Genomic DNA, 22,848 nt, shown 5'->3' with positions numbered 1-22,848 from the left:
GATCAGCGCCCGATCAGGAAGAGAGAGACGAAGACGACGAGGCCGATGATCATGGCGAAGGCATAGTTCGCCACGCGGCCGGTCTGGATGCGGACCGCGCCGCGCGACACCTCGACGGCCAGGTCGGCGGCACCGTTCGGCATGCCGTCGATGATCTGCGCATCGCCGACCTTCCAGAACACCGCCGCGAGGCGACGGGCCGGCTGGACGAAGATGCGGTCGTAGAGCTCGTCGAAATACCACTTCTTCAACAGGAAGCCGTAGAGGCCGCCGGGATTCGGCTCGGTCCGCTGCTCCGCGCCCTCGGCCGGGATGAGAGGCAGGCTGCGGACGACCTGCGGCCGGGCGCTGAAGAGCTGGGCGAGGCGCGCCGGGACGCCGGGCATCACCATGTAGAGCACATAGGCGAGCGCGATGCCGCCGATGCCCATCACGGTCGGCGCCAGCGGCACCCATTCCGGCACCTCGTGCATGGCGTGCATGATGTGGTTGTGCGCGCCGTTCACGATGGCGCCGTGCCAGAAGTCGTGCTCGTGCTCGCCGATGAAGAGCGGGGCGAAGATGTAGCCGGTCAGCACCGCGCCCACGGCAAGCAGGATGAGCGGGATGAGCATGACCGCCGGGCTCTCGTGCACATGCTCCATGGTGTGGTGATCCGCCCGGGGCTCGCCGTGGAAGGTCAGGATCAGCAGGCGCCAGGAATAGAAGGCCGTCAGGAAGGCCGCCGCCATGCCGAGCACCCAGGCATAGGCGCCGACGCCGCTTCCTGCCGCGAAGGCGGCCTCCAGGATCGCGTCCTTGGAGTAGTAACCGGCGAAGAAGGGAATGCCGGCCAGCGCCAGATTGCCGATCCACATCACCGCATAGGTCACCGGGATCTTGGTCCAGATGCCGCCCATGCGGCGGATGTCCTGCTCGTCCGACATGGCGTGGATCACGCTGCCGGCGCCGAGGAAGAGCAGGGCCTTGAAGAAGGCATGGGTGAAGAGGTGGAACATCGCCACCTGATAGGCGCCCACGCCGGCCGCGAAGAACATGTAGCCGAGCTGCGAGCAGGTCGAATAGGCGATGACCCGCTTGATGTCGTTCTGCACGCAGCCGATGGTCGCGGCGAAGAAGGCGGTGCTGGCGCCGACCAGGGTGACGATGGAGAGCGCGACCGGCGCTTCCTCAAAGATCGGCGACATGCGGCAGACCAGGAAGACGCCGGCGGTCACCATGGTGGCGGCATGGATCAGCGCGGAGACCGGCGTCGGCCCTTCCATCGCGTCCGGCAGCCAGGTGTGCAGGCCGAGCTGCGCCGACTTGCCGCAGGCGCCGAGGAAGAGCAGCACGGCGATCAGCTCGATCGAGTTCACCCCCAGGAAGGTGTCGTGCGCATGCGCCTCGACCGCCGGGAAGATCGTGGCGAACTCGATGCTGTTGAAGGTGAGGAAGGTCAGTGCCACGCCGAGCATGAAGAACACGTCGCCGACGCGGTTGACGATGAAGGCCTTCATCGCCGCGCGGTTCGCGCTCTCGCGGTCGTACCAGTAGCCGATCAGCAGGTAGCTCGCGAGGCCCACGCCCTCCCAGCCGAAGAAGAGCTGGGCCAGGTTGTCCGCCGTCACCAGCATGAGCATCATGAAGGTGAAGAGGGAGAGATAGGCGAAGAACCGCGACGGCGTCGCGTCATGCGACATATAGCCGACGGAATAGAGGTGGATCAGGGTCGAGATGAAGGTGACCATTGCCACCATGACGACGCTGAGCGTGTCGTAGCGCAGCGCCCAGGAGACCTCGAGCCCGCCGACATCCATCCAGGTGACGATGGGCACCACGGTGGGCTGGCCGCCGAGCGCGACCTGCACGAAGGCGGCGCTGCCGCAGATGGCGGCCAGCACCATGCAGATCACGGTGGACCATTGCGCAGCCCTGTCGCCGATCCAGCGGCCGAGAAAGCCGCTGATGCTGGCCCCGAGCAGGGGGAAGAAGATGGCACCGACGAACATCGGCTCAGCCCTTCAGGGTCGAGATATCCTCGACCTCGATGCTTCCGCGGTTGCGGAAGTAGATGACGACGATGGCGAGGCCGATCGCCGCCTCGGCGGCCGCGACGGTCAGCACGAACATGGCGAAGACCTGACCGGTCAGGTCGTCCAGCCAGGACGAGAAGGCGGCGAAGTTCAGGTTCACCGCGAGCAGGATGAGCTCGATGCTCATCAGGATGACGATGACGTTCTTCCGGTTGAGGAAGATGCCGAAGACCCCGAGTACCAGCAGGATGGCGCCGACGGTCAGGTAGTGGGCGAGGCCGATCTCCATCTCAGTGATGCCCCCCATGGCCGTGCCCGGCGTCGTGCGTGACCTTCGGCGTCTCGGCCTCCGGCTCCGGCGGCCGGCGGATGCCGAGCTCGCGGATGCCGGCGCCGACCGGCACGCTCTCCATGCTGATGGACCCGCTGCGGGCGACCTGCGCTGCGACGTTCTGCCGGTGCGTGCCGGGCCGGTCGCGGTGGGTCAGGACGATGGCGCCGATCATGGCGACCAGCAGGATCAGGCCGGCCGCCTGGAACAGGTAGACATAGTCCGTATAGATGATGCGCCCCAGCGCCTCGGCATTCGTCACGGCGGCGCCCGGGTTCGGCGAGAGCCGCAGGTCGTCCGCCTGGTCGGCAAAGGACCAGCCGCCGAGGACCATCACCAGTTCGAGGAACAGGATGCCGCCGATGACAGCGCCGAAGGGGGCGTAGCGCTGGAAGCCCTCGCGCAGCCGCGCGAAGTCGATGTCCAGCATCATGACGACGAAGAGGAACAGGACCGCGACCGCGCCGACATAGACGATGACCAGGATCATCGCCAGGAACTCGGCGCCGGCGATCAGGAACAGCGCCGCCGCATTGAAGAAGGCGAGGATCAGGAACAGCACGCTGTGGACCGGGTTGCGCGCCGTGACCACCATGACCGCGGAGGCGATCAGGATGGCGGCGAAGAGATAGAAGGCGAGCGCGGCGATCATCGCGTGCCTCCAGGCCGTTGCTGCGTCATGGCGTCGTCCGGTGTGGCCCCGGATGGGGCGCGTGAGACAGGAACCGGGCCGCTCGTCGCGGCCCGGGTGATCAGTCAGCGGTAGGGGGCGTCGAGCTCGAGCCGCTTGGCGAGTTCCGGCTCCCACCGGTCGCCGTTCGAGAGGAGCTTCTGCTTGTCGTAGAGCAGCTCCTCCCGCGTCTCGACGGAGAACTCGAAATTCGGGCCCTCGACGATGGCGTCCACCGGGCAGGCTTCCTCGCACATGCCGCAATAGATGCATTTCACCATGTCGATGTCGTAGCGCGTGGTGCGGCGGCTGCCGTCCTCGCGCGGCTCGGCCTCGATGGTGATCGCCTGGGCCGGGCAGATCGCCTCGCAGAGCTTGCAGGCGATGCACCGCTCCTCGCCATTGGGATAGCGGCGCAGTGCATGCTCGCCCTTGAAGCGGGGCGAGATCGGCCCCTTCTCATAGGGGTAGTTGATGGTGACCTTGGGCTTGAAGAAATACTTCAAGGTCAGCGCCATGCCCGAGACCAGCTCGGACAGCAGCATGCTGCGGGCGGCGCGATCGAGGGTGGCCATCGTCGTCGGTCCTTACGCCGGCAGCCAGCCGGTCAGCTTGAGCACCGCCGCCGTCAGCACCAGCCAGAGCAGGCTGAAGGGCAGGAAGACCTTCCAGCCCAGCCGCATGAGCTGGTCGTAGCGGTAGCGCGGGAAGGTCGCGCGGACCCAGATGAAGGTGAAGAGGCAGAGGCAGATCTTCAGCGCGAACCAGATCGGCCCGGGGATCCAGGTGAAGGGCTCGGTCGCGATCGGCGGCAGCCAGCCACCCAGGAAGAGGATGGTGGTCAGCGCGGACATGAGGATCATGTTCGCGTATTCGCCGAGGAAGAACAGCGCGAAGCTCATCGAACTGTATTCGACAAAGAAGCCAGCCACCAGCTCGCTCTCGCCCTCCGGCAGGTCGAAGGGCGCCCGGTTCGTCTCCGCCAGCGTGCTGATGAAGAAGATGATGAACATCGGGAAGAGCGGGATGAAGAACCAGACGGTCTCCTGCGCCTTCACGATCGCCGTCAGGTTCAGCGAGCCCACGCACATCAGCACGGTCACGATGACGAAGCCCATCGAGACCTCGTAGCTGACCATCTGCGCCGCCGAGCGCAGCGCGCCGAGGAAGGCGTATTTGGAGTTGGACGCCCAGCCCGCGATGATGATGCCGTAGACGCCGAGCGAGCTGATGGCGAAGAGGTAGAGGATGCCGACATTGATGTCGGCGATCGCCCAGCCCTCGTTCACCGGGATCACCGCCCAGGCCAGCATCGCCAACATGAAGGTCAGCATGGGCGCGAAGAGGAAGAGGTAGCGGTTCGACCCGGAGGGGACGATCGTCTCCTTCATCAGCATCTTCAGCGCATCGGCGAAGGGCTGCAGCAGGCCGAAGGGGCCGACCACGTTCGGCCCCTTCCGCATCTGCATGGCGGCCAGCACCTTGCGCTCGGCCAGCGTCAGATAGGCGACGCCGATCAGCACCGGCACCAGCAGCGCCAGGGTCTGCGCGAGGGTGATGGCGAGGATGCCGATGGGGGTGGAGAGGAAGCCGTCCATCTCAGTCACTCCGCCGCCATCTGCTTCTGCGGATGGACCAGGTAGACATCCGCGCATTCCGCCATGGTGGCCGAGGCACGGCTGATCGGGTCCGCCTGCCAGTAGTTGGGCAGCGCCGGGGCGAAGGCGGCGTCGCCGACCGCGCCGGCATCGCCCGCCGGGCCCGCCTGGTCCGTGCAGCCATGCGGCGCGAAGCCGGTGCCGGCGAAGACCGGGTTCACCTGCGCCAGCCGCGCCCGCACCGCCTCCAGCGAATCATAGGGCAGCCGCTTGCCGAGCGCCTCGGAGGCCGCGCGAAGGATCTTCCAGTCCTCCCGCGCCTCGCCCGGCGGATAGACCGCGATGCGCCCGCGCTGCACGCGCCCCTCGGTATTGACCCAGGTCGCGTCCTTCTCGGTATAGGCCGCGCCCGGCAGGATCACGTCGGCCCGCGCCGCCGCGGCCTCGCCGTGGTGGCCCTGGTAGACGACGAAGGCGCCGGCCGGGATGGCGGCGGGATCCACCTCGGCGCCGAGCAGCCAGAGCGCCTGGATCTGCGGCGCAATCGCCGCCCCGCCTTGCGGCGGGACGAAGCCGAGATCGAGCGCCGCGACCTGCCCGCCGAAGAGGTGCAGCAGGTTGAAGCCGTGCCAGTCCGGCTGCAGCATGTTGTTCTGCGCCGCGACCTGCCAGGCCGCGGCCAGCACCGCCGCGCCGTCGGGCCGCGCCAGGGCGCCGCGGCCGAGGATCAGCATCGGCCGCTTGGCGTTGCGCAGTGCCTCGTTGAAGGGATGCGTGCCGGCGGCGAGCGCGCGGAGCGTCTCGCCCCCCTCCCCCAGCCACCGGTGCGGATAGGTCAGGTCCAGACCCTGCGGCCCAACCAGGCCGACCGGGATGCCGCCGGAAGCGACCCGCTTGCGGATCCGGGCATTGATCACCGGCGCCTCGCGGCGAACATCGCTGCCGATGACCAGCAGCGCATCCGCCTCCTCGATGCCGGCGATGCCGGTATTGAAAGTGTAGAAGTCGCGCCGCGAGGCATCGAGGGCCGCGCCATCTGTGCGGCATTCGAGGTTGCGGCTACCGAGCGCACCCATCAGCTCCTTGAGCGCCAGGATCGCCTCGGCATCCGCGAGCTCGCCGACCACGGCGCCGATGCGGTCGCCCGGCAGCCCCTTCAGCCTGGCGGCGATGGCGCCGAAGGCCTCGGCCCAGCTCGCCGGCTTCAGCTTGCCGTCAACCTTCACCCAGGGCCGGTCCAGGCGGCGGCGCTTGAGGCCATCGAAGGAGAAGCGGCCGCGATCGGCCATCCACTCCTCGTTCACGTCGTCATTGGTGCGCGGCAGGATGCGCAGCACCTCGCCCGAGCGGGCATCGACGCGGATATTGGTTCCCGTGGCGTCCAGTACGTCCACGCTGTCGGTCTTGCGCAGCTCCCAGGGCCGCGAGACGAAGGCATAGGGACGGCTGGTCAGCGCGCCGACCGGGCAGATGTCGATCAGGTTGCCGCTGAGCTCGGTGGTCAGCGCCTTCTCGACATAGGTGCCGATCTCCATGCCCTCGCCGCGGTTGGTCGCACCGAGTTCCGGCACGCCGGCGACCTCGGTGGCGAAGCGGACGCAGCGGGTGCACTGGATGCAGCGGGTCATGATCGTCTTGATCAGCGGACCCATGTACTTGTCCTTGACCGAGCGCTTCTCCTCGAGATAGCGGCTCTTGTCGAGGCCATAGGCGACCGCCTGGTCCTGCAGGTCGCACTCGCCGCCCTGGTCGCAGATCGGGCAGTCCAGCGGGTGGTTGATGAGCAGGAATTCCATCACGCCGCGGCGGCCCTTGCGGACCATCTCGCTGTCCGTGAAGACCTTCATGCCGTCGGCGACCGGATAGGCGCAGGAGGCGATGGGCTTCGGCGCCTTCTCCACCTCGACCAGGCACATGCGGCAATTGCCGGCGACCGAGAGCCGCTCATGGTAGCAGAAGCGCGGGATCTCCTTGCCCGCTGCCTCGCAGGCCTGCAGGACGGAGACGCCGTTCGGCACCTCCACCTCGATCCCGTCAACGGTGACCTTCGCCATCGGCGCTTACTCCGCCGCCATGGGCAGCGTCGGGGCGGCTGGGCCCTTCCGCGCCTTGTAGGCGGCAATGCGTTCTTCCATCATCGGCCGGAAGTGGCGGATCAGCCCCTGCACGGGCCAGACGCCGCCATCGGCCAGCGCGCAGATGGTGTGGCCTTCGATCTGCCGGGTGACCTGCTCGAGCACGTCGATCTCGGCGGTCTCGGCGCGGCCCTCGACCATGCGGTCCATCATGCGCTTCACCCAGCCCATGCCCTCGCGGCAGGGCGTGCACTGGCCGCAGCTCTCATGCTTGTAGAAGGCGGAGAGGCGCGCGATCGCCTTGATCAGGTCGGTCGACTTGTCCATGACGATGACGCCGGCGGTGCCGAGGCCCGTGCGGTGCTCGCGCAGCGCGTCGAAATCCATCAGCACGTCGTCGCAGACGCTCTTCGGGATCATCGGCGTGGAGGAGCCGCCGGGGATGACGGCCAGCAGGTTGTCCCAGCCGCCGCGCACGCCGCCCGCATGCTTCTCGATCAGCTCGCGCAGCGGGATCGACATCTCCTCTTCCACGTTGCAGGGCTTGTTCACATGGCCCTGGATGCAGAAGATCTTGGTGCCGCTGTTCTTCGGCCGGCCGAAGCCGGCGAACCAGGCGGCGCCGCGGCGCAGGATGGTCGGGACCACGGCGATGGTCTCGACATTGTTCACCGTGGTCGGCGCGCCATAGAGGCCGACCGCCGCCGGGAAGGGCGGCTTCAGCCGCGGCATGCCCTTCTTGCCCTCGAGGGACTCGATGAGCGCCGTCTCCTCGCCGCAGATATAGGCGCCGGCGCCGCGATGGACGTAGAGGTCGAAGTCCCAGCCGCTGCCGCAGGCATCCTTGCCGAGCAGCCCGGCCTCATAGGCCTCGTCGATCGCGGCCTGCAGCACCAGGTGCTCGTTGTAGTATTCGCCGCGGACATAGATGTAGCCGGCATGCGCGCCCATCGCCACGCCGGCGATCAGGCAGCCCTCGACCAGCGTGTGCGGGTCGTGCCGCAGGATGTCGCGGTCCTTGCAGGTGCCGGGCTCGGACTCGTCCGAATTGACGACGAGGTAGTGCGGCCGCCCGTCGCTCTGCTTCGGCATGAAGGACCACTTCAGGCCGGTCGGGAAGCCGGCGCCGCCGCGCCCGCGGAGGCCGGAATTCTTGACCTCCTCGATGATCCAGTCGCGGCCCTTCTCGATGAAGCCCTTGGTGCCGTCCCAGGCGCCGCGGCGTTGCGCGGCCGGCAGGCGCCAGTCGTGCAGGCCGTAGAGGTTGGTGAAGATTCGGTCCTTGTCGCTCAGCGCCATGGCGTCACTCTCCCGGCACGTCCAGCAGCGTCAGCGGCCCGCCGACAGGGGCGCTGGTCCGGCGGCCGATGACGGAACCCGGCGCCGGCCGCTCGCCGCGCCGCAGCGCCTCGATCAGCGTCACCGTGCTCTCGTAGTCCAGGTCCTCGTAGTAGTCGTCGTCCACCTGCAGGATGGGCGCATTCACGCAGCCGCCGAGGCACTCGACCTCGGTCAGGGTGAACATCCCGTCCGCGCTGGTCTGGCCATAGCCCGTAACATGCGCGGCGTCGCGGCAGGCGCGCGCCACATCCTCCGACCCGCGCAGCCAGCAGGGCGTCGTGCCGCAGACCTGCAGGTGGTATTTGCCGATCGGCTTGGTGTTGAACATGAAATAGAAGGTGGCGACCTCGTAGACGCGGATCGGCGCCATGCCGAGCCGCTCCGCGACGGCGTCCATGCCCTTCAGCGGCACCCAGGCGCTGCCGGTCTGCCGCTTCATCTGCCGCTGCACCACATAGAGCAGGGGGATGACGGCGCTGGCCTGCTTCCCCGCGGGATAGCGCGCGACGATCTTCTCGATCGCCGCATGGCTCTCCTCGTCGAAGGCGAAGCTCTCGGGCTGCGCGATCTCGTTGCTGGTCGAGACGTCCTCGGTCATCAGCGGTCGATCTCCCCGAAGACGATGTCGAGCGAGCCGATGATGGCCACCGCATCGGCGAGCATATGGCCCTTGGAGAGGGTCTCCATGGCCTGGAGATGCGCGTAGCCGGGCGCGCGGATCTTGCAGCGATAGGGCCGGTTGGTGCCGTCGGCGACCAGGTAGACGCCGAACTCGCCCTTCGGCGCCTCGGTCACCGTATAGGTCGCGCCTTCCGGCACGTGGTAGCCTTCGGTGTAGAGCTTGAAGTGGTGGATGAGCGATTCCATCGACCGCTTCATCTCGCCGCGCTTCGGCGGCGTGATCTTGTTGTCGAGGATCTTCACCGGTCCCGGCTTCAGCCGCGCCAGGCACTGTTCCACCATGCGCAGGCTCTGCCGCATCTCCTGGATGCGGATGAGGTAGCGGTCATAGCAGTCGCCATGCCGGCCGACCGGCACCTCGAAGTCGAGATCGGCGTAGATCTCGTAGGGCTGCGACTTCCGCAGGTCCCAGGGCAGGCCGGAGGCGCGCAGGCAGGGCCCGCTGAAGCCCCATTCCATCGCCTGCTCCGCGGTCATGACGCCGATATCGACGGTGCGCTGCTTGAAGATGCGGTTCTCGGTCAGCAGCCCCTCGAGATCCTCGAGGAATTTCGGGAACTGCCGGCACCAGCCGCCGATACGGTCCTCGAGCGAGGCCGGGATGTCCTTCGCCACGCCGCCGGCGCGGAAGTAGTTCACGTGGTAATGGCTGCCGCCCACCGCCTCGTAGAACTCGAGCAGGTGCTCGCGCTGCTCGAAGCCCCAGAGTGCCGGGGTGATGGCGCCGCAATCCAGCGCATAGGTGGTGACGTTCAGCAGGTGGTTCAGGATGCGGGTCAGTTCCGCGAACATGGTGCGGATGATCCGCGCCCGCCCGGGGATCTGGTCCTCGATGCGCAGCAGCCGCTCCACCGCCAGGACGTAGGAGTGCTCCATGCACATGGGCGAGACGTAGTCCAGGCGGTCCATGTAGGGCATGGCCTGGAGGTAGGTCTTGTACTCCATCAGCTTCTCGGTGCCGCGATGCAGCAGGCCGATATGCGGATCGGCACGCTCCACCACCTCGCCCTTCATCTCGAGGATGAGGCGCAGCACGCCGTGCGCCGCCGGGTGCTGCGGGCCGAAATTGATGGTGTGGCTGTCCACCTCGACCGTGCGGCGCTGCTCGGAGACGCCGGAGGCGGAGGCCAGGCTGGCGGGATCCGCGGCGGTGCTCAGCGGCCCCGCCTCGGACGCCATCGCGGAACTGCCGCTCATGGGGTGGTTCCTTGGGGCTTCGGCCCCTCGATGCGGTTCAGATGCACCTTCTCGTCGCCGGGCAGCGTGGTCATCGCCTCCCAGGGGGAGAGGAAGTCGAAATTGCGGAAGTCCTGGGTGAGCGTCACCGGCTCGTAGACGACCTGCTTGCGCTCCTCGTCGTAGCGGACCTCGACATAGCCGGTCAGCGGGAAGTCCTTGCGCAGCGGATGACCCTCGAAGCCGTAGTCGGTCAGCAGCCGCCGCAGATCGGTCTGGCCCTCGAAGACGATGCCGTACATGTCCCAGGCCTCGCGCTCGTACCAGGTGGCGTTCGGCCAGACGGCGGCGAGGCTCGGCACCGGGGTCGCGGCATCGGTCGAGACCACCACGCGGATGCGCTGGTTCAGCGACAGGCTGAGCAGGTTGTAGACGACCTCGAAGCGCTCCGGCCGCTCCGGCCAGTCGACGCCGCAGAGGTCCATGAGCTGCTCGAAGGCGAAGTCGGCGCCGTCGCGCAGCAGCGTCATGGTCTCGACGAGGCCGTCGCGGCGGAGGCGGAGGACGAGTTCCTCGCCGCGCTCCACCTCGATCGACCGGACCGTGCCGTGCGGCAGCGCCTGGCGCACCGCCTCGCCCATCGCTTGCAGGCGCCCGGCCCTGTCCGGGGCCGCGGTGTCAAGGGTATCAGCCACGCAGGATGGTCCCCGTCCGCCGGATCTTCTTCTGCAGCTGCAGGATGCCGTAGACGAGGCCCTCCGCCGTCGGCGGGCAGCCCGGGACATAGACATCCACCGGCACGATGCGGTCGCAGCCGCGCACCACGCTGTAGGAATAGTGGTAGTAGCCGCCGCCATTGGCGCAGCTACCCATGCTGATGACCCAGCGCGGCTCCGACATCTGGTCGTAGACCTTGCGCAGCGCCGGCGCCATCTTGTTGGTCAGCGTGCCGGCCACGATCATCACGTCCGATTGCCGCGGCGAGCCGCGCGGGATGATGCCGAAGCGGTCGAGATCGTAGCGCGCCATGTAGGCGTGGATCATCGGCACCGCGCAGCAGGCCAGGCCGAAGGTCATCGGCCAGAGGCTGCCGGTGCGGGCCCAGTTCACCACCTTGTCGAGGTTGGCGACGACGAAGCCCTTTTCCTCGATCTCGCCGGTGATGCCCTTCACCACGGCATCCTGCGCCGGACCCGGCGCCAGATGCTCGCGGTTCCAGGCGATGGAATCCGTGTTTCCGCTCATGATGCTCTCCGGTCGGGGGGCGGCTCTCGCCGTCACTCCCAGTCCAGGGCGCCCTTGCGCCATTCGTAGATGAAGCCGACCGTCAGGACCCCCAGGAAGGCGATCATCGACAGGAAGCCGAACCAGCCGATATCGCCCAACGCCACCGCCCAGGGGAAGAGGAATGCGACCTCGAGGTCGAAGATGATGAAGAGGATGGCGACGAGGTAGAAACGCACGTCGAAGCGGCGGCGCGTGTCGTCGAAGGGCTCGAAGCCGCATTCATAGGCCGACAGTTTCTCGGGGTTCGGCTTCTGGCGCGCCAGCAGCAGGCTGCCGCCCACCATGGCCACCGCAATGCCCCCGGCAATGCCGAGGAAGACGAGGATCGGGAAATACTCGGCCAGCAGCGGCTGGGTCATGGTTGATCCGCCCTTCATGGTGCCGCAGCGGCCGCTTGGGCCGAACGGCGGGCCTCGCAGCGGCCTGTGCCGCAGCGCAGCGCGGCCGGACATTAGCCACGACCTGCGCACCTCGCATAGAGGGCGATCGATTTCCCTCAGGGCGCAGATGAGGATTTTTTGCAGAACGGAAAGGGGGCAGAATGCGGCAAAGGCGTCGATCCACGGGGGATCGACGCCTTTGCAACAACGTCGTCTGGCGCGAGTGACGGGGCTCGAACCCGCGACCTCCGGCGTGACAGGCCGGCGCTCTAACCAACTGAGCTACACCCGCTTGCGACGTGGCGGGCGGTTTAGGGCCGCGAACGGTGGGTGTCAACAGGGTGGAACCCAAGGATCCCAAACGAACTTCGGCGGATCGCGGAAGGCGGCGACATGGGCGCTGAGGGATTCGAACCCCCGGCATCTTCGGTGTAAACGAAGCGCTCTACCGCTGAGCTAAGCGCCCCTGCGCGCCCTCTATGCCCCGAAGCCGGCGCAAAAGGAAAGGGCCGGCGTCGCCGCCGGCCCCCGTCCCTGGTCCCCCGTCCCTGGTCCCCTTGGCGATCCGCTCAGTTCACCTCGTCCTTCAGGCCCTTGCCGGCCTTGAAGCGAACCGTGGTGGTCGCGGGGATCTTGATCTCCTCGCCCGTGCGCGGGTTGCGGCCCTTGCCGGCCTTCCGCTTCGAGGTCGAGAAGGTGCCAAAGCCGACAAGACGGACGTCCTGCTTCTTCTTCAGCGACCGCGTGATCGCCTCGAAGACCGCATCGAGCACATCGCCGGCCTTGGCCTTCGGCAGGTCGCCGGCCTCGGCCACGACGGCAATCAGGTCCTGCTTGTTCATCCGTGTGCCCCCCCTTTCCCGGGCAAATCCGCCTGGGTACCCGGACGATTCCGGGTTGGAAACTGCCGGCGAGTCTAGGAGGGCCGATTCTCACGCGTCAATGATCAGGCCCCGGCAAAGCCGCGGTTTACCGCGACTTTCCCGGGATTTGTGGCGCAAATCATACGAATCGGGGCGGACCTTTTGGGTCCGCCCCGCTCACTCATCGATCCTGTCCGGCGCGGTCAGTGCGGCAGCGCGGGCTTCGTCCCATCCGCGTCGCCGGCGCGCGGCGCCGGGGGCTCGGGCGGCTCTTCCCAGTCGATCGCCTCGGGCTTGCGCACCAGCGCCTTCGAAATGACCTCGTCCACATGCGAGACGGGGATGATGGTCAGCCCCTTCCGCACATTGTCCGGGATCTCCGCCAGGTCCTTCTCATTGTCCTTCGGGATGAAGACGGTGGTGGTGCCGGTCCGCAGCGCCGCCAGCAGCTTCTCCTTCAGGCCGCCGATCGGCAGGACGCGGCCGCGCAGCGTGATCTCGCCCGTCATCGCCACGTCCTTGCGCACGGGAATGCCCGTGAGGACGGAGACGATGCTGGTCGCCATCGCGATGCCCGCGCTCGGCCCGTCCTTCGGCGTCGCGCCTTCCGGCACGTGCACGTGCAGGTCGCGCCGCTCGAACAGCGTCGGCTTGATGCCGAAGCTGGTCGCCCGCGAGCGGACATAGGACATCGCCGCGCTGACGCTCTCCTGCATGACGTCGCCGAGCTTGCCGGTGTGCTGCACCTTGCCCTTGCCCGGGACCATGACGCTCTCGATCGTCAGGATCTCGCCGCCGACCTCGGTCCAGGCCAGGCCGGTGACCACGCCCACCATGTCCTCCGCCTCGGCCTCGCCGTAGCGGAACTTCCGCACGCCGGCGAACTTGTCGAGGTTCTTGACGGTGATCTGGACCTTCTTCGCCTTCTTCGAGACGATCTCGCGCACCGCCTTGCGGGCGAGGCCGCCGATCTCGCGCTCGAGGTTCCGGACGCCGGCCTCGCGCGTGTAGTAGCGGACGAGGTCGCGCAGCGCGTCCTCGGTCACCGACCACTCGCCGTCCTTCAGCCCGTTCGCCTCGGACTGCTTCTTGATCAGGTGCCGCTTGGCGATCTCGATCTTCTCATCCTCGGTGTAGCCGGGGATGCGGATGATCTCCATGCGGTCGAGCAGCGGCTGCGGCATGCGGAGCGAGTTCGCCGTGGTGACGAACATGACGTCCGACAGGTCGTAGTCGACCTCGAGGTAGTGGTCGGCGAAGGTCGCGTTCTGCTCCGGATCCAGCACCTCCAGCAGCGCCGAGGACGGGTCGCCGCGCCAGTCGGCGCCGAGCTTGTCGATCTCGTCGAGCAGGAAGAGCGGGTTGGAGGTCTTCGCCTTCTTCATGCCCTGGATGACCTTGCCGGGCATGGAGCCGATATAGGTCCGCCGGTGGCCGCGCACCTCCGCCTCGTCCCGCACGCCGCCGAGCGACATGCGCACGAAATTGCGGCCGGTGGCCTTGGCGATCGACTTGCCGAGCGAGGTCTTGCCGACGCCGGGCGGGCCGACGAGGCAGAGGATCGGGCCCTTGATCTTCGGCGAGCGCGACTGCACCGCCAGGTACTCGATGATCCGCTCCTTGACCTTCTCCAGGCCATAGTGGTCGGCATCGAGCACCTTCTCGGCCTCGATGATGTCGTTGCGGACCTTGCTGCGCTTCTTCCAGGGGATGCTCAGCATCCAGTCGAGGTAGTTGCGCACGACGGTCGCCTCGGCGCTCATCGGGCTCATGGTCCGGAGCTTCTTCAGCTCGGCCATCGCCTTCTCGCGCGCCTCCTTCGAGAGCTTGGTGGCCTTGATCTTGGCCTCGAGCTCCGCGGCCTCGTCCTTGCCGTCCTCGCCCTCGCCCAGCTCCTTCTGGATCGCCTTGAGCTGCTCGTTCAGGTAGTACTCGCGCTGCGTCTTCTCCATCTGCCGCTTGACGCGGTTGCGGATGCGCTTCTCCACCTGCAGGACGCCGATCTCGCTCTCCATATGGGCGAAGACGCGCTCGAGCCGCGAGGAGATGCCGGAGGTCTCCAGCAGTTCCTGCTTCTCGGGGATCTTCAGCGAGAGATGGGCGGCGACGGTATCGGCCAGCTTGTTCGGGTCGTCGATCTGGTTGATCGAGACCAGGACCTCCGGCGCGATCTTCTTGTTGAGCTTGATGTACTGCTCGAACTGGCCGACCACGGTGCGGGCCAGCGCCTCGGTCTCGGAGGCCTGGCCGGCCGGCTCGTCGAGCGCGCTGGCATAGGCCTCGAAGTGGGTCTGCGTCTCCTTGAAGCCGGCGATGCGCGCACGCCGGCCGCCCTCGACCAGCACCTTGACGGTGCCGTCGGGCAGCTTCAGGAGCTGCAGGACGGTGGAGACGGTGCCGACGGTGTAGAGATCATCCGGGCCGGGATCGTCCTGGGCGGCGTTCTTCTGGGCGACGAGCAGGATCTGCTTGTCGTCCCGCATCACCGCTTCCAGCGCGCGCACGGACTTCTCGCGGCCCACGAAGAGCGGCACGATCATGTGCGGGAAGACGACGATGTCGCGGAGCGGCAGGACGGGTAGCAGCTCGCCGCGGAGGGTTTCGGGCTTATCCGCCATTGTGGACCTCGCTGAGGGACAGTCGACGCGTGGAACACCCGAAAGCGGCATGTTCCCTGGCGTCACGGGGTTGCCATGGAATTGGGGACCCGGCAGTCCCTAACAACCCCTTGAATTCCGGACGGCTACACCGCAGCCGCCCGGGTGATCGCGGTCGCGCGCGGCTCAGGCCGAGCTCTGCTCCGCCGCGCGCTCGCCATAGATGAAGAGCGGGGCGGCGCGGCCTTCGGCCACCTCGCGGTTCACCACCACCTCGTCCACGTCGTCCATGCCAGGCAGGTCGAACATGGTGGAGAGCAGGATCGTCTCCATGATGGAGCGCAGGCCGCGTGCGCCGGTCTTGCGCTGGATGGCGCGGTTCGCCACCGACTTCATCGCGTCCTCGGTGAAGGTGAGCTTGGTCCCCTCCATCTCGAAGAGGCGCTGGTACTGCTTCACCAGGGCGTTCTTCGGCTTGGTCAGGATCTCGATCAGCGCCTTCTCGTCCAGGTCCTCGAGCGTCGCGATCACCGGCAGGCGGCCGATGAACTCGGGGATCAGGCCGAACTTCAGCAGGTCCTCGGGCTCGACCTCGCGCAGCACCGCGCCGGCGCGGCGCTCATCGGGGCTGCGGACCTCGGCGCCGAAGCCGATGCCGCTGCCCTTGCCACGGGCGCCGATGATGCGCTCGAGCCCCGCGAAGGCGCCGCCGCAGATGAAGAGGATGTTGGAGGTGTCGACCTGCAAGAATTCTTGCTGCGGATGCTTCCGCCCGCCCTGCGGCGGGACGGAGGCGACGGTGCCCTCCATGATCTTCAGCAGCGCCTGCTGCACGCCCTCGCCCGAGACGTCCCGCGTGATGGAGGGGTTGTCCGACTTGCGGCTGATCTTGTCGACCTCGTCGATATAGACGATGCCGCGCTGGGCGCGTTCCACGTTGTAGTCGGCGGATTGCAGCAGCTTGAGGATGATGTTCTCGACATCCTCGCCGACATAGCCGGCCTCGGTCAGCGTGGTCGCGTCCGCCATGGTGAAGGGGACGTCGAGGATCCGCGCGAGCGTCTGAGCCAGCAGGGTCTTGCCCGAACCGGTCGGGCCGAGCAGCAGGATGTTCGACTTGGCGATCTCGACGTCGTTGTTCTTCGCGCCGTGCGCCAGCCGCTTGTAGTGGTTGTGCACCGCGACCGAGAGGACCCGCTTGGCATGGTCCTGGCCGATCACGTAGTCGTCGAGGACCTTGCAGATCTCCTTCGGGGTCGGCACGCCGTCCCGGCTCTTCACGAGGTGCGTCTTGTGCTCCTCGCGGATGATGTCCATGCACAGCTCGACGCATTCGTCGCAGATGAACACGGTGGGTCCGGCGATGAGCTTGCGGACCTCGTGCTGCGACTTGCCGCAGAACGAGCAGTAGAGGGTGTTCTTCGAGTCGCCGGACTTGCTCATGGGCACTCCGCCTGGATGGGCTGGCCGGGGCCGCCGGCGCCTTCCCCCTGGGAAAGGCGCAGCCGGTCCCGGCACCGACCCCCGTAGCCGAGGGGGGACCTGGGGTGGGACTGTAGCCCCCCTGTCATCAGGGGGGAAGCGCGACGGAAGCCCCGGCCGCAACCGGAAGGCGTCCGGACCGGCAACATCGCGTCAGGATGTCGCCGCAGGCACGTTCCCGCTGGCGGGGCCGCGTCGCGGGGAGCGGCCAGGGTCAGGCCTTGGTCTCGGTGCCGGGGGCCGGCGGCCGCTGCTCGACCACCTGGTCGATCAGGCCGAAGTCGCGGGCCTCCTCGGCCGACATGTAGGTGTCGCGCTCGAGCTTGCGCTCGATCGCCTCGATCGGCTGGCCGGTATGCCGGACATAGATCTCGTTCAGGCGCTGGCGCAGCTTCAGGATCTCGCGCGCCTGGATCTCGATGTCGGTCGCCTGGCCCTGGGCGCCACCGGAGGGCTGGTGGACCATGATGCGGCTGTTCGGCAGGGCGAAGCGCTTGCCCTTCTCGCCGGCGGTCAGCAGCAGCGAGCCCATGGAGGCCGCCTGGCCGATGCAGACCGTGCTGACCGGGGAGCGGATATACTGCATCGTGTCGTACATCGCGAGGCCGGAGGACACCACGCCGCCCGGGCTGTTGATGTAGAAGGCGATGTCCTTGTTCGGGTTCTCGCTCTCGAGGAACAGCAACTGGGCGCAGATCAGCGCCGACACCTGATCGAAGACCGGGCCGGTCAGGAAGATGATCCGCTCCTTCAGCAGGCGCGAATAGATGTCGAAGGCCCGCTCGCCCCGCGCCGTCTGCTCGACGACCATGGGAACCAGGGTGTTGTTGTAGATCTCGACCGGATCGCGGTCCCGCATGGGAGGTCCCTCTTCAACTCTGGGCTTGCGCGGCGGCAGCCGGCGCCGCCCGTTGGGCGAAGTCGCCCTGCGGAGCTATGTGGGGCATCCGCGGCCTTGCCGGAAGCCCTGGCCAATTGGCGGGGGTCCAACCGCCCCGGTCTGCCCTGGATAGCAGCCGATCATGTCCCGAATCTGAACCCGGCCGCGGATTTCCCGCGGCGGGTCCGGGTGGCCGGCGGGGTGGCCCCGGCACGGCGCTCCCCGACGGGTGGCCACGGCCGGGCCGGGATCCGGTCATGCCTCCCAGGCCGGGGGTCCGGCCATGCCTCCACAGAGCGACGCGGCCGGGGAGGACCCGGCCGGCGCGGCAGGTCAGGCGGCGGCCGGAGCCGTCAGCTCCTCCGGCGACACGGTCCGGTCGGTCACCTGGGCCAGCTCCAGCATGAAGTCCACGACCTTCTCCTCGAAGATCGGGTTGCGCAGGTTGTCCGCCGCCTGCGGGTTCTTGCGGAAGAAGTCCATGACCATCTGCTCCTGGCCGGGGTAGCGGGCGGCCTCCTGCCGCATCGCCCGGGCCAGCTCGTCGCCGGTGACCGTGATGTTGTTGGTCCGGCCGATCTCGGACAGCAGCAGGCCGAGGCGGATGCGCCGCTCGGCGATGCCGCGGTACTCGGCCTTCAGGGTCTCCTCGTCCTTGCCCTTGTCGTCCTCGTCGAGGCGCCCGGCCTTGAGGTCCTGCTCCACCCGCTGCCAGATCTGGCCGAACTCGGCCTCGATCATCGACCCCGGCACCGGGAACTCGGCCCGGTTCGCCAGCGCATCGAGCAGCGCCCGCTTCACCTTCAGCCGGGCGAGCTGGTCGTATTCCTGCTGCAGGCTGCCCTTCACGGCCTCCTTCAGCGCATCCAGCGTCTCGAAGCCGATGGACTTGGCCAAGTCCTCGTCGGCCGGCGGGGTGACGGAGCGCTTGAGGCCCTTGGCCGTGACCGTGAAGGTCGCCTTCTTCCCGGCCAGGTCCTTGGAGCCGTATTCCTCGGGGAAGGTGACCTTCACCTCGCGCTCATCGCCGATGTTCATGCCGACGAGCTGCTCGGTGAAGCCCGGGATGAAGCCCGGCCCGTCCACCTCGACCGGCATGTCGGTCGCGGTGCCGCCCGGGAAGGCCTCGCCCGGCCCCTCCTCGCCCTCGGCGGGGTCGATGCGGCCGACGAAGTCGCAGACCAGGATGTCGCCCTTCTCGGTCGGCTTGGGCTCGGCCACGTCCTCGAGCTTGCGGTTGCGGGAGGCGATGGTCTCCAGCGCCTTCTCCACCTGCTCCTCGGAGGGCTCGGCCTTCAGCCGCTCCACCGCGATGCCGGCGAAATCGGGCATCGGGATCTCCGGCAGGACCTCCAGCTCGACCTTGAACTCCAGGTCGGTCTCGGGGGCGAAGTTCACCAGCTCGATCTTCGGCTGCACCGCCGGGCGCAGGCCGCGGTCGGTGACGACCTGGTCGGTCGCCTTGTTGACCGACTGCTCCAGCACCTCGCCCATCACCGCCTGGCCGTAGCGCTGCTCGACCACCTTCGGCGGGACCTTGCCCGGGCGGAAGCCGGGGATGCGGAGGTCGCGGCCGAGCTCGGCGAGCCGCTTCTTGCGCTCGGCCGCGATGTCGCCCGCGGGGACCACCACCGTATAGGCCCGCTTCAGCCCCTCGTTCGCGACCTCGGTCACCTGCATTGTCTGCGTTCCATCCACCCCGGGCGCCATCCGGGCCACGCGGGGTTCGCCGCGGACAGCGCGTTGCAACTTTCAGGCACCCCGGGGCGGCCTGGTGCGGGCGGAGGGATTTGAACCCCCACGGCTTGCGCCACTGGAACCTAAATCCAGCGTGTCTGCCAGTTCCACCACGCCCGCACGGCCAGCGCCGGGGCAACGAAGAGGGGGCGTGTAGCGCAGGACCCCGCGCTTTCCAAGGCTGCCCGGGCAGGGATGCCGGGAGGGGACCGGGTCAGGCGACCTCGTCGAGCGCGGGCATCAGCGGCATGTCGTAGATCGCGTCGATCTGCGAGGGGCGCGGCGCCGAGGACCGGGTCCAGGAGACCTCCCGCCGCACCGGCCGTGCCGGCGCGCCGACCGCCACCACCGCCCGCGGCACCGGCCGCGTCACGATCGACCGGGCGCCGATGATGGAGCCGGCCCCGACCTCGGCCCCCGGCATCAGGATGGCGTCCTGGCCGATCCAGACATGCGGCTCCACCCGGATGCTGCGCGGCGGGTTCACCATGGCCCGGCTCCGCAGGTCGATCATGGCGTGGCTGTCGGCCAGGCGGAACCAGATACCCCAGGAGAGCAGGCAGTCGTCGCCGATATGCAGCGAGGTCTCCCTCCCCTCCAGCCAGCACTGGATGCCGCCCGAGGTGGTGCCCTTGCCGATGAACAGCCCGGCCGCGGTGGAGCGCAGCACTGCGGTCACTTGGCAGGAGGTCTCGCCGGCCTCGCCCAGGGCGATGGCATTCCCGTCGCCCTCGACTCGGATGATGCCGCGCAGGACCTGCCGCTGGCCGGGGATGAGCAGGAGGGTGTCGCGCCGCCGGTTGAGGTAGAGCTTGAGATCGAGGCCGGTCACCGCCTCCTCGACCACGATGCGGTTGCCCTCGCCGGGCGGCCCGTGCAGCTCGATGCCGCGCTCGAGGAGGAGGGCGGCGGCGCCGGGCGCCGCGGGGTCGATCTCCAGCGGCGCGCGGAAGGCCGGGAGGGTGTAGCCGGGCGAGCCGACCAGGCCCGGCGCCGCGAAGGCGGGCCGGCCGCGCAGGGCGCGCAGGACGGCATCCGGGTCGGTCCAACAGGTCATGGGGGTCTCCAGCAACGGGGCCGGCAGGCTTCCCCGGCTGGCTGACCCGAAGATTAACCCCGCCGCACTGCCCCGCTACCCCAGCAGCGCCTGGGCGCAGGCATCCAGGATCGCGTCGGTATCCAGCCCGTATTCCCGGTAGAGGTCGGGGATGTCGCCGCCCTGGCCGAAACGGTCCACGCCGAGCGGCACCACCCGCTGGCCGCGCACCGCGCCCAGCCAGGCATGCGCCGCCGGGTGGCCGTCCAGGATGGTCACCAGCGCCGACTCCGGCGCCATGGGGGCGAGGAGCTGCTCGACCCAGGATGGCGCGCCGAAGCCGGCGCGGGCCTTGCGGCGGGCGGCGAGCCATTCCGCATGCAGCCGGTCGGGCGAGGTGATGGCGAGCAGCCCGGCGCCCGGCTCCTCCTCCCGCAACTGCTCGAAGGCGGCGATCGCCTCCGGCGCTACCGGGCCCTGATAGGCGATGGCGATCCGCGCCCCCGGGGCCGGCGGCACCATCCAGTGCCCGCCGGCGATGACGGCCGTGGGGTCGAGCCTGCGCTGCGGCTGCTCCAGCCCCCGGGTCGAGAGGCGGAGCCAGACGGCCGAGCCGTCCGGCTTCTGCATATGCTCGAAGCCCCAGCGCATCAGGATCGCGAGCTCGTCGGCGAAGGCCGGCTCGAAGCTCGCCAGCCGGTCCTGCGCGATGCCGATCAGCGGCGTGTTGACGGACTGGTGCTGCCCGCCCTCGGGCGCAAGGGTCAGGCCGGAGGGCGTGCTGACCACCATGAACCGCGCATCCTGGTAGCAGGCATAGATCAGCGCATCGAGGCCGCGGTTGACGAAGGGATCGTAGACCGTGCCGACGGGCAGCAGCCGCGCCCCGTGCAGGTCATGCGCCAGGCCGAGGGCCGAGAGCAGCAGGAAGAGGTTCTGCTCGGCGATGCCGAGCTCGATATGCTGCCCCTCCGGCGACATGCCCCAGCGCTGGGCGGAGGCCAGCTTGGCGTCGCGGAAGACGTCGTTCTTGAGGTGCCGGTCGAAGATGCCGCGCCGGTTCACCCAGGGGCCGAGATTGGTCGAGACGGTGACGTCCGGGCTGGTGGTGACGATGCGTTTCGCCAGCGCTGCCGCCTCGCCATGGCCGCGGCCGAGCTCGGCCAGCACCTCGCCGAAGGCAGCCTGGGTGGAGAGCTTGCGGCCGGCCGGCACGCGCGGCACCGGGAACTGCGCCTGCGGAACCGGCACGGGGTCGGCCTTCAGCCGGCGGCCCTCGGGCGCGATCGGCCTGGCGAAGGGCACGCCCTCGACGAAGGCGCGCATCTCGGCCTCGGGGATGTCGAGGCCCTCGAAGGGGTCCCATTCATGCCCGTCGCGGATGGCGAGCTCCCGCTTGAAGCCCGCCATCTGCTCCTTGGTCATCAGCCCGGCATGGTTGTCCTTGTGCCCGGCGAAGGGCAGGCCCATGCCCTTGATGGTATAGGCGATGAAGCAGGTCGGCTGGTCGCCGGCGGCATCCTGGGCGCGGAAGGCCTCCAGCAGCGTTGCCACGTCATGGCCGCCGAGATTGGTCATCAGGGCGCCGAGTTCGTCGTCCGAGAGCGGGTCGATGATGGCCCGGATGCCCGGCTCCCGCCCCAGATCGGTCAGCACCGCGGCGCGCCAGGCGGCACCGCCCTGGAAGGTAAGCGCGGAGTAGAGGCTGTTCGGGCAATCGTCGATCCAGCGCCGCAGCGCCTCGCCGCCCTCCCGCGCGAAGGCGGCCTGCAGCTTGCGGCCATACTTCAGGGTGACGACGTTCCAGCCCATGTCGCGGAACAGGCCCTCGATCCGGCCGAAGAGCCGGTCCTGCACCACGGAATCGAGGCTCTGGCGGTTGTAGTCGATGATCCACCAGACATTGCGGATGTCGTGCTTCCAGCCCTCGAGCAGCGCCTCGTAGATATTGCCCTCGTCGAGCTCGGCATCGCCGACGATGGCGACATGCCGCCCGGCCGGGATCTCGGGCCGGCCCAGGCCGTGCAGCTTCACATAGTCCTGCACCAGGCTGCCGAAGCTGGTCAGCGCGACGCCGAGGCCCACCGAGCCGGTGGAGAAATCCACCTCCGCCCCGTCCTTCACCCGGGAGGGATAGGGCTGGATGCCGCCGAACTGGCGCAGCGTCTCCAGCTTCTCCCGCTGCTGCCGGCCAAACAGGTAGTTCGCGGCATGGAAGACCGGCCCGGCATGCGGCTTGATCGCCACGCGGTCCTGCGGCTTCAGGATCTCGAAGTAGAGCGCCGTCATGATGGAGATGACGGAGGCGCAGGAAGCCTGGTGGCCGCCGACCTTCAGCCCGTCCCGATTGGGGCGGGTGTGGTTGGCATGATGGATCATCCAGGCCGAGAGCCAGAGCAGCTTGCGCTCGATGGCATGCAGCAGCCGCAGGCGGGCCGCATCGGGATCCTGGGCGTCCGGGCTGGTCGCGGGGCCGGGCCCGCTGCTGGTCAGGACGTTCACCCTCGCCTCCACTCCCGCTCTTGCCCCGCATCTGGCCCGGCGGGGGGGACCTGGGCAAGGGGCGACGCGGCGCGGGGGACGGCCTGGTCCAAACCCCGCCGCAACGGCGGCGCCGAACGGGAGACGCGCTCCCACGCGCGACAATCCTCGCCGGCCCGGTACGCCTCGCGGCCCTGCTTGCGCCAGTCGCACGGAAT

At 68.4% G+C, this 22,848-nt stretch carries 18 protein-coding genes, 3 tRNA genes and 1 pseudogene; all 22 read right to left on the bottom strand.

What is annotated here, in order from left to right; translation table 11 throughout:
- Nucleotides 1-2: 2 nt before the first annotated feature.
- A complete protein-coding gene (gene nuoL, locus Q7A36_RS05930) occupies nucleotides 3-1,991 on the bottom strand; it encodes an NADH-quinone oxidoreductase subunit L (protein ID WP_305102735.1) in 1,989 nt (662 codons plus the stop codon).
- 4 nt (nucleotides 1,992-1,995) lie between these two features.
- Entirely contained in the window at nucleotides 1,996-2,322 is a 327-nt protein-coding gene (nuoK, locus tag Q7A36_RS05925; RefSeq protein WP_456306779.1) for an NADH-quinone oxidoreductase subunit NuoK, read from the bottom strand.
- Complete coding sequence (locus Q7A36_RS05920) at nucleotides 2,306-2,998, bottom strand: NADH-quinone oxidoreductase subunit J (RefSeq protein WP_305102734.1); 693 nt, start codon at nucleotides 2,996-2,998, stop codon at nucleotides 2,306-2,308. The genes nuoK and Q7A36_RS05920 overlap by 17 nt, the downstream gene beginning before the upstream one ends.
- Nucleotides 2,999-3,102: 104 nt before the next feature.
- A complete protein-coding gene (gene nuoI / locus Q7A36_RS05915) occupies nucleotides 3,103-3,591 on the bottom strand; it encodes an NADH-quinone oxidoreductase subunit NuoI (RefSeq protein WP_305102733.1) in 489 nt (162 codons plus the stop codon).
- Nucleotides 3,592-3,603: 12 nt separating this feature from the next.
- The gene (gene nuoH, locus Q7A36_RS05910; RefSeq protein ID WP_305102850.1) at nucleotides 3,604-4,614 is read right to left on the bottom strand and encodes an NADH-quinone oxidoreductase subunit NuoH; all 1,011 of its coding nucleotides are present in this window, start codon (nucleotides 4,612-4,614) and stop codon (nucleotides 3,604-3,606) included.
- Nucleotides 4,615-4,619: 5 nt separating this feature from the next.
- Entirely contained in the window at nucleotides 4,620-6,668 is a 2,049-nt protein-coding gene (nuoG, locus tag Q7A36_RS05905) for an NADH-quinone oxidoreductase subunit NuoG (RefSeq protein WP_305102732.1), read from the bottom strand.
- Between the two features lie 6 nt (nucleotides 6,669-6,674).
- Nucleotides 6,675-7,988, bottom strand: a complete 1,314-nt coding sequence (gene nuoF / locus Q7A36_RS05900; protein WP_305102731.1) for an NADH-quinone oxidoreductase subunit NuoF — start codon at nucleotides 7,986-7,988, stop codon at nucleotides 6,675-6,677.
- A gap of 4 nt (nucleotides 7,989-7,992) precedes the next feature.
- Nucleotides 7,993-8,628, bottom strand: coding sequence for a complex I 24 kDa subunit family protein (locus Q7A36_RS05895; RefSeq protein WP_305102730.1), 636 nt, complete (start codon nucleotides 8,626-8,628; stop codon nucleotides 7,993-7,995).
- Nucleotides 8,628-9,908, bottom strand: coding sequence for an NADH-quinone oxidoreductase subunit D (locus Q7A36_RS05890; protein ID WP_305102729.1), 1,281 nt, complete (start codon nucleotides 9,906-9,908; stop codon nucleotides 8,628-8,630). The genes Q7A36_RS05895 and Q7A36_RS05890 overlap by 1 nt, the downstream gene beginning before the upstream one ends.
- A complete protein-coding gene (locus tag Q7A36_RS05885) occupies nucleotides 9,905-10,528 on the bottom strand; it encodes an NADH-quinone oxidoreductase subunit C (protein WP_305102849.1) in 624 nt (207 codons plus the stop codon). Before Q7A36_RS05885 ends, Q7A36_RS05890 begins: the two co-directional genes overlap by 4 nt.
- 46 nt (nucleotides 10,529-10,574) lie before the next feature.
- The gene (locus Q7A36_RS05880; protein WP_305102728.1) at nucleotides 10,575-11,132 is read right to left on the bottom strand and encodes a NuoB/complex I 20 kDa subunit family protein; all 558 of its coding nucleotides are present in this window, start codon (nucleotides 11,130-11,132) and stop codon (nucleotides 10,575-10,577) included.
- Nucleotides 11,133-11,164: 32 nt separating this feature from the next.
- Nucleotides 11,165-11,533, bottom strand: a complete 369-nt coding sequence (locus tag Q7A36_RS05875; protein WP_305102727.1) for an NADH-quinone oxidoreductase subunit A — start codon at nucleotides 11,531-11,533, stop codon at nucleotides 11,165-11,167.
- 236 nt (nucleotides 11,534-11,769) lie between these two features.
- Nucleotides 11,770-11,846, bottom strand: a tRNA-Asp gene (locus Q7A36_RS05870).
- Nucleotides 11,847-11,948: 102 nt separating this feature from the next.
- A tRNA-Val gene (locus Q7A36_RS05865) sits at nucleotides 11,949-12,020 on the bottom strand.
- 103 nt (nucleotides 12,021-12,123) lie between these two features.
- Nucleotides 12,124-12,408, bottom strand: a pseudogene (locus Q7A36_RS05860) (HU family DNA-binding protein); the annotation flags it as partial.
- A 212-nt stretch (nucleotides 12,409-12,620) separates the two neighbouring features.
- The gene (lon, locus tag Q7A36_RS05855; RefSeq protein WP_305102726.1) at nucleotides 12,621-15,035 is read right to left on the bottom strand and encodes an endopeptidase La; all 2,415 of its coding nucleotides are present in this window, start codon (nucleotides 15,033-15,035) and stop codon (nucleotides 12,621-12,623) included.
- Nucleotides 15,036-15,200: 165 nt separating this feature from the next.
- Nucleotides 15,201-16,457: an ATP-dependent Clp protease ATP-binding subunit ClpX gene (gene clpX, locus Q7A36_RS05850; RefSeq protein WP_305102725.1), complete on the bottom strand. Its 1,257-nt coding sequence runs from the start codon at nucleotides 16,455-16,457 to the stop codon at nucleotides 15,201-15,203.
- A 253-nt stretch (nucleotides 16,458-16,710) separates the two neighbouring features.
- The gene (gene clpP, locus Q7A36_RS05845; protein WP_305102724.1) at nucleotides 16,711-17,355 is read right to left on the bottom strand and encodes an ATP-dependent Clp endopeptidase proteolytic subunit ClpP; all 645 of its coding nucleotides are present in this window, start codon (nucleotides 17,353-17,355) and stop codon (nucleotides 16,711-16,713) included.
- 354 nt (nucleotides 17,356-17,709) lie between these two features.
- A complete protein-coding gene (gene tig, locus Q7A36_RS05840; protein WP_305102723.1) occupies nucleotides 17,710-19,056 on the bottom strand; it encodes a trigger factor in 1,347 nt (448 codons plus the stop codon).
- A 92-nt stretch (nucleotides 19,057-19,148) separates the two neighbouring features.
- Nucleotides 19,149-19,233, bottom strand: a tRNA-Leu gene (locus Q7A36_RS05835).
- A gap of 94 nt (nucleotides 19,234-19,327) precedes the next feature.
- Nucleotides 19,328-20,170, bottom strand: a complete 843-nt coding sequence (locus Q7A36_RS05830) for an acyltransferase (RefSeq protein ID WP_305102722.1) — start codon at nucleotides 20,168-20,170, stop codon at nucleotides 19,328-19,330.
- Between the two features lie 75 nt (nucleotides 20,171-20,245).
- Complete coding sequence (locus tag Q7A36_RS05825; RefSeq protein ID WP_456306778.1) at nucleotides 20,246-22,651, bottom strand: 1-deoxy-D-xylulose-5-phosphate synthase N-terminal domain-containing protein; 2,406 nt, start codon at nucleotides 22,649-22,651, stop codon at nucleotides 20,246-20,248.
- Nucleotides 22,652-22,848 lie beyond the last annotated feature (197 nt).

It is taken from the genome of Paracraurococcus lichenis (genome assembly GCF_030657435.1).
Classification (GTDB): domain Bacteria; phylum Pseudomonadota; class Alphaproteobacteria; order Acetobacterales; family Acetobacteraceae; genus Paracraurococcus; species Paracraurococcus lichenis.
Note: the sequence above shows the minus strand (reverse complement) of the source record. Positions and strands in the feature narration are given on the sequence as shown.

What these genes read in the sequence shown, in the direction of transcription:
- lon (WP_305102726.1), bottom strand. Translation starts at nt 15,035, where the DNA reads ATGGCGGATAAGCCCGAAACCCTCCGCGGCGAGCTGCTACCCGTCCTG.
- Q7A36_RS05920 (WP_305102734.1), bottom strand. Translation starts at nt 2,998, where the DNA reads ATGATCGCCGCGCTCGCCTTCTATCTCTTCGCCGCCATCCTGATCGCC.
- Q7A36_RS05875 (WP_305102727.1), bottom strand. Translation starts at nt 11,533, where the DNA reads ATGACCCAGCCGCTGCTGGCCGAGTATTTCCCGATCCTCGTCTTCCTC.
- Q7A36_RS05830 (WP_305102722.1), bottom strand. Translation starts at nt 20,170, where the DNA reads ATGACCTGTTGGACCGACCCGGATGCCGTCCTGCGCGCCCTGCGCGGC.
- Q7A36_RS05885 (WP_305102849.1), bottom strand. Translation starts at nt 10,528, where the DNA reads ATGGGCGAGGCGGTGCGCCAGGCGCTGCCGCACGGCACGGTCCGGTCG.
- Q7A36_RS05890 (WP_305102729.1), bottom strand. Translation starts at nt 9,908, where the DNA reads ATGAGCGGCAGTTCCGCGATGGCGTCCGAGGCGGGGCCGCTGAGCACC.
- nuoK (WP_456306779.1), bottom strand. Translation starts at nt 2,322, where the DNA reads ATGGGGGGCATCACTGAGATGGAGATCGGCCTCGCCCACTACCTGACC.
- Q7A36_RS05895 (WP_305102730.1), bottom strand. Translation starts at nt 8,628, where the DNA reads ATGACCGAGGACGTCTCGACCAGCAACGAGATCGCGCAGCCCGAGAGC.
- nuoI (WP_305102733.1), bottom strand. Translation starts at nt 3,591, where the DNA reads ATGGCCACCCTCGATCGCGCCGCCCGCAGCATGCTGCTGTCCGAGCTG.
- nuoL (WP_305102735.1), bottom strand. Translation starts at nt 1,991, where the DNA reads ATGTTCGTCGGTGCCATCTTCTTCCCCCTGCTCGGGGCCAGCATCAGC.
- tig (WP_305102723.1), bottom strand. Translation starts at nt 19,056, where the DNA reads ATGCAGGTGACCGAGGTCGCGAACGAGGGGCTGAAGCGGGCCTATACG.
- nuoH (WP_305102850.1), bottom strand. Translation starts at nt 4,614, where the DNA reads ATGGACGGCTTCCTCTCCACCCCCATCGGCATCCTCGCCATCACCCTC.
- Q7A36_RS05880 (WP_305102728.1), bottom strand. Translation starts at nt 11,132, where the DNA reads ATGAGCGGAAACACGGATTCCATCGCCTGGAACCGCGAGCATCTGGCG.
- nuoF (WP_305102731.1), bottom strand. Translation starts at nt 7,988, where the DNA reads ATGGCGCTGAGCGACAAGGACCGAATCTTCACCAACCTCTACGGCCTG.
- nuoG (WP_305102732.1), bottom strand. Translation starts at nt 6,668, where the DNA reads ATGGCGAAGGTCACCGTTGACGGGATCGAGGTGGAGGTGCCGAACGGC.
- clpX (WP_305102725.1), bottom strand. Translation starts at nt 16,457, where the DNA reads ATGAGCAAGTCCGGCGACTCGAAGAACACCCTCTACTGCTCGTTCTGC.
- clpP (WP_305102724.1), bottom strand. Translation starts at nt 17,355, where the DNA reads ATGCGGGACCGCGATCCGGTCGAGATCTACAACAACACCCTGGTTCCC.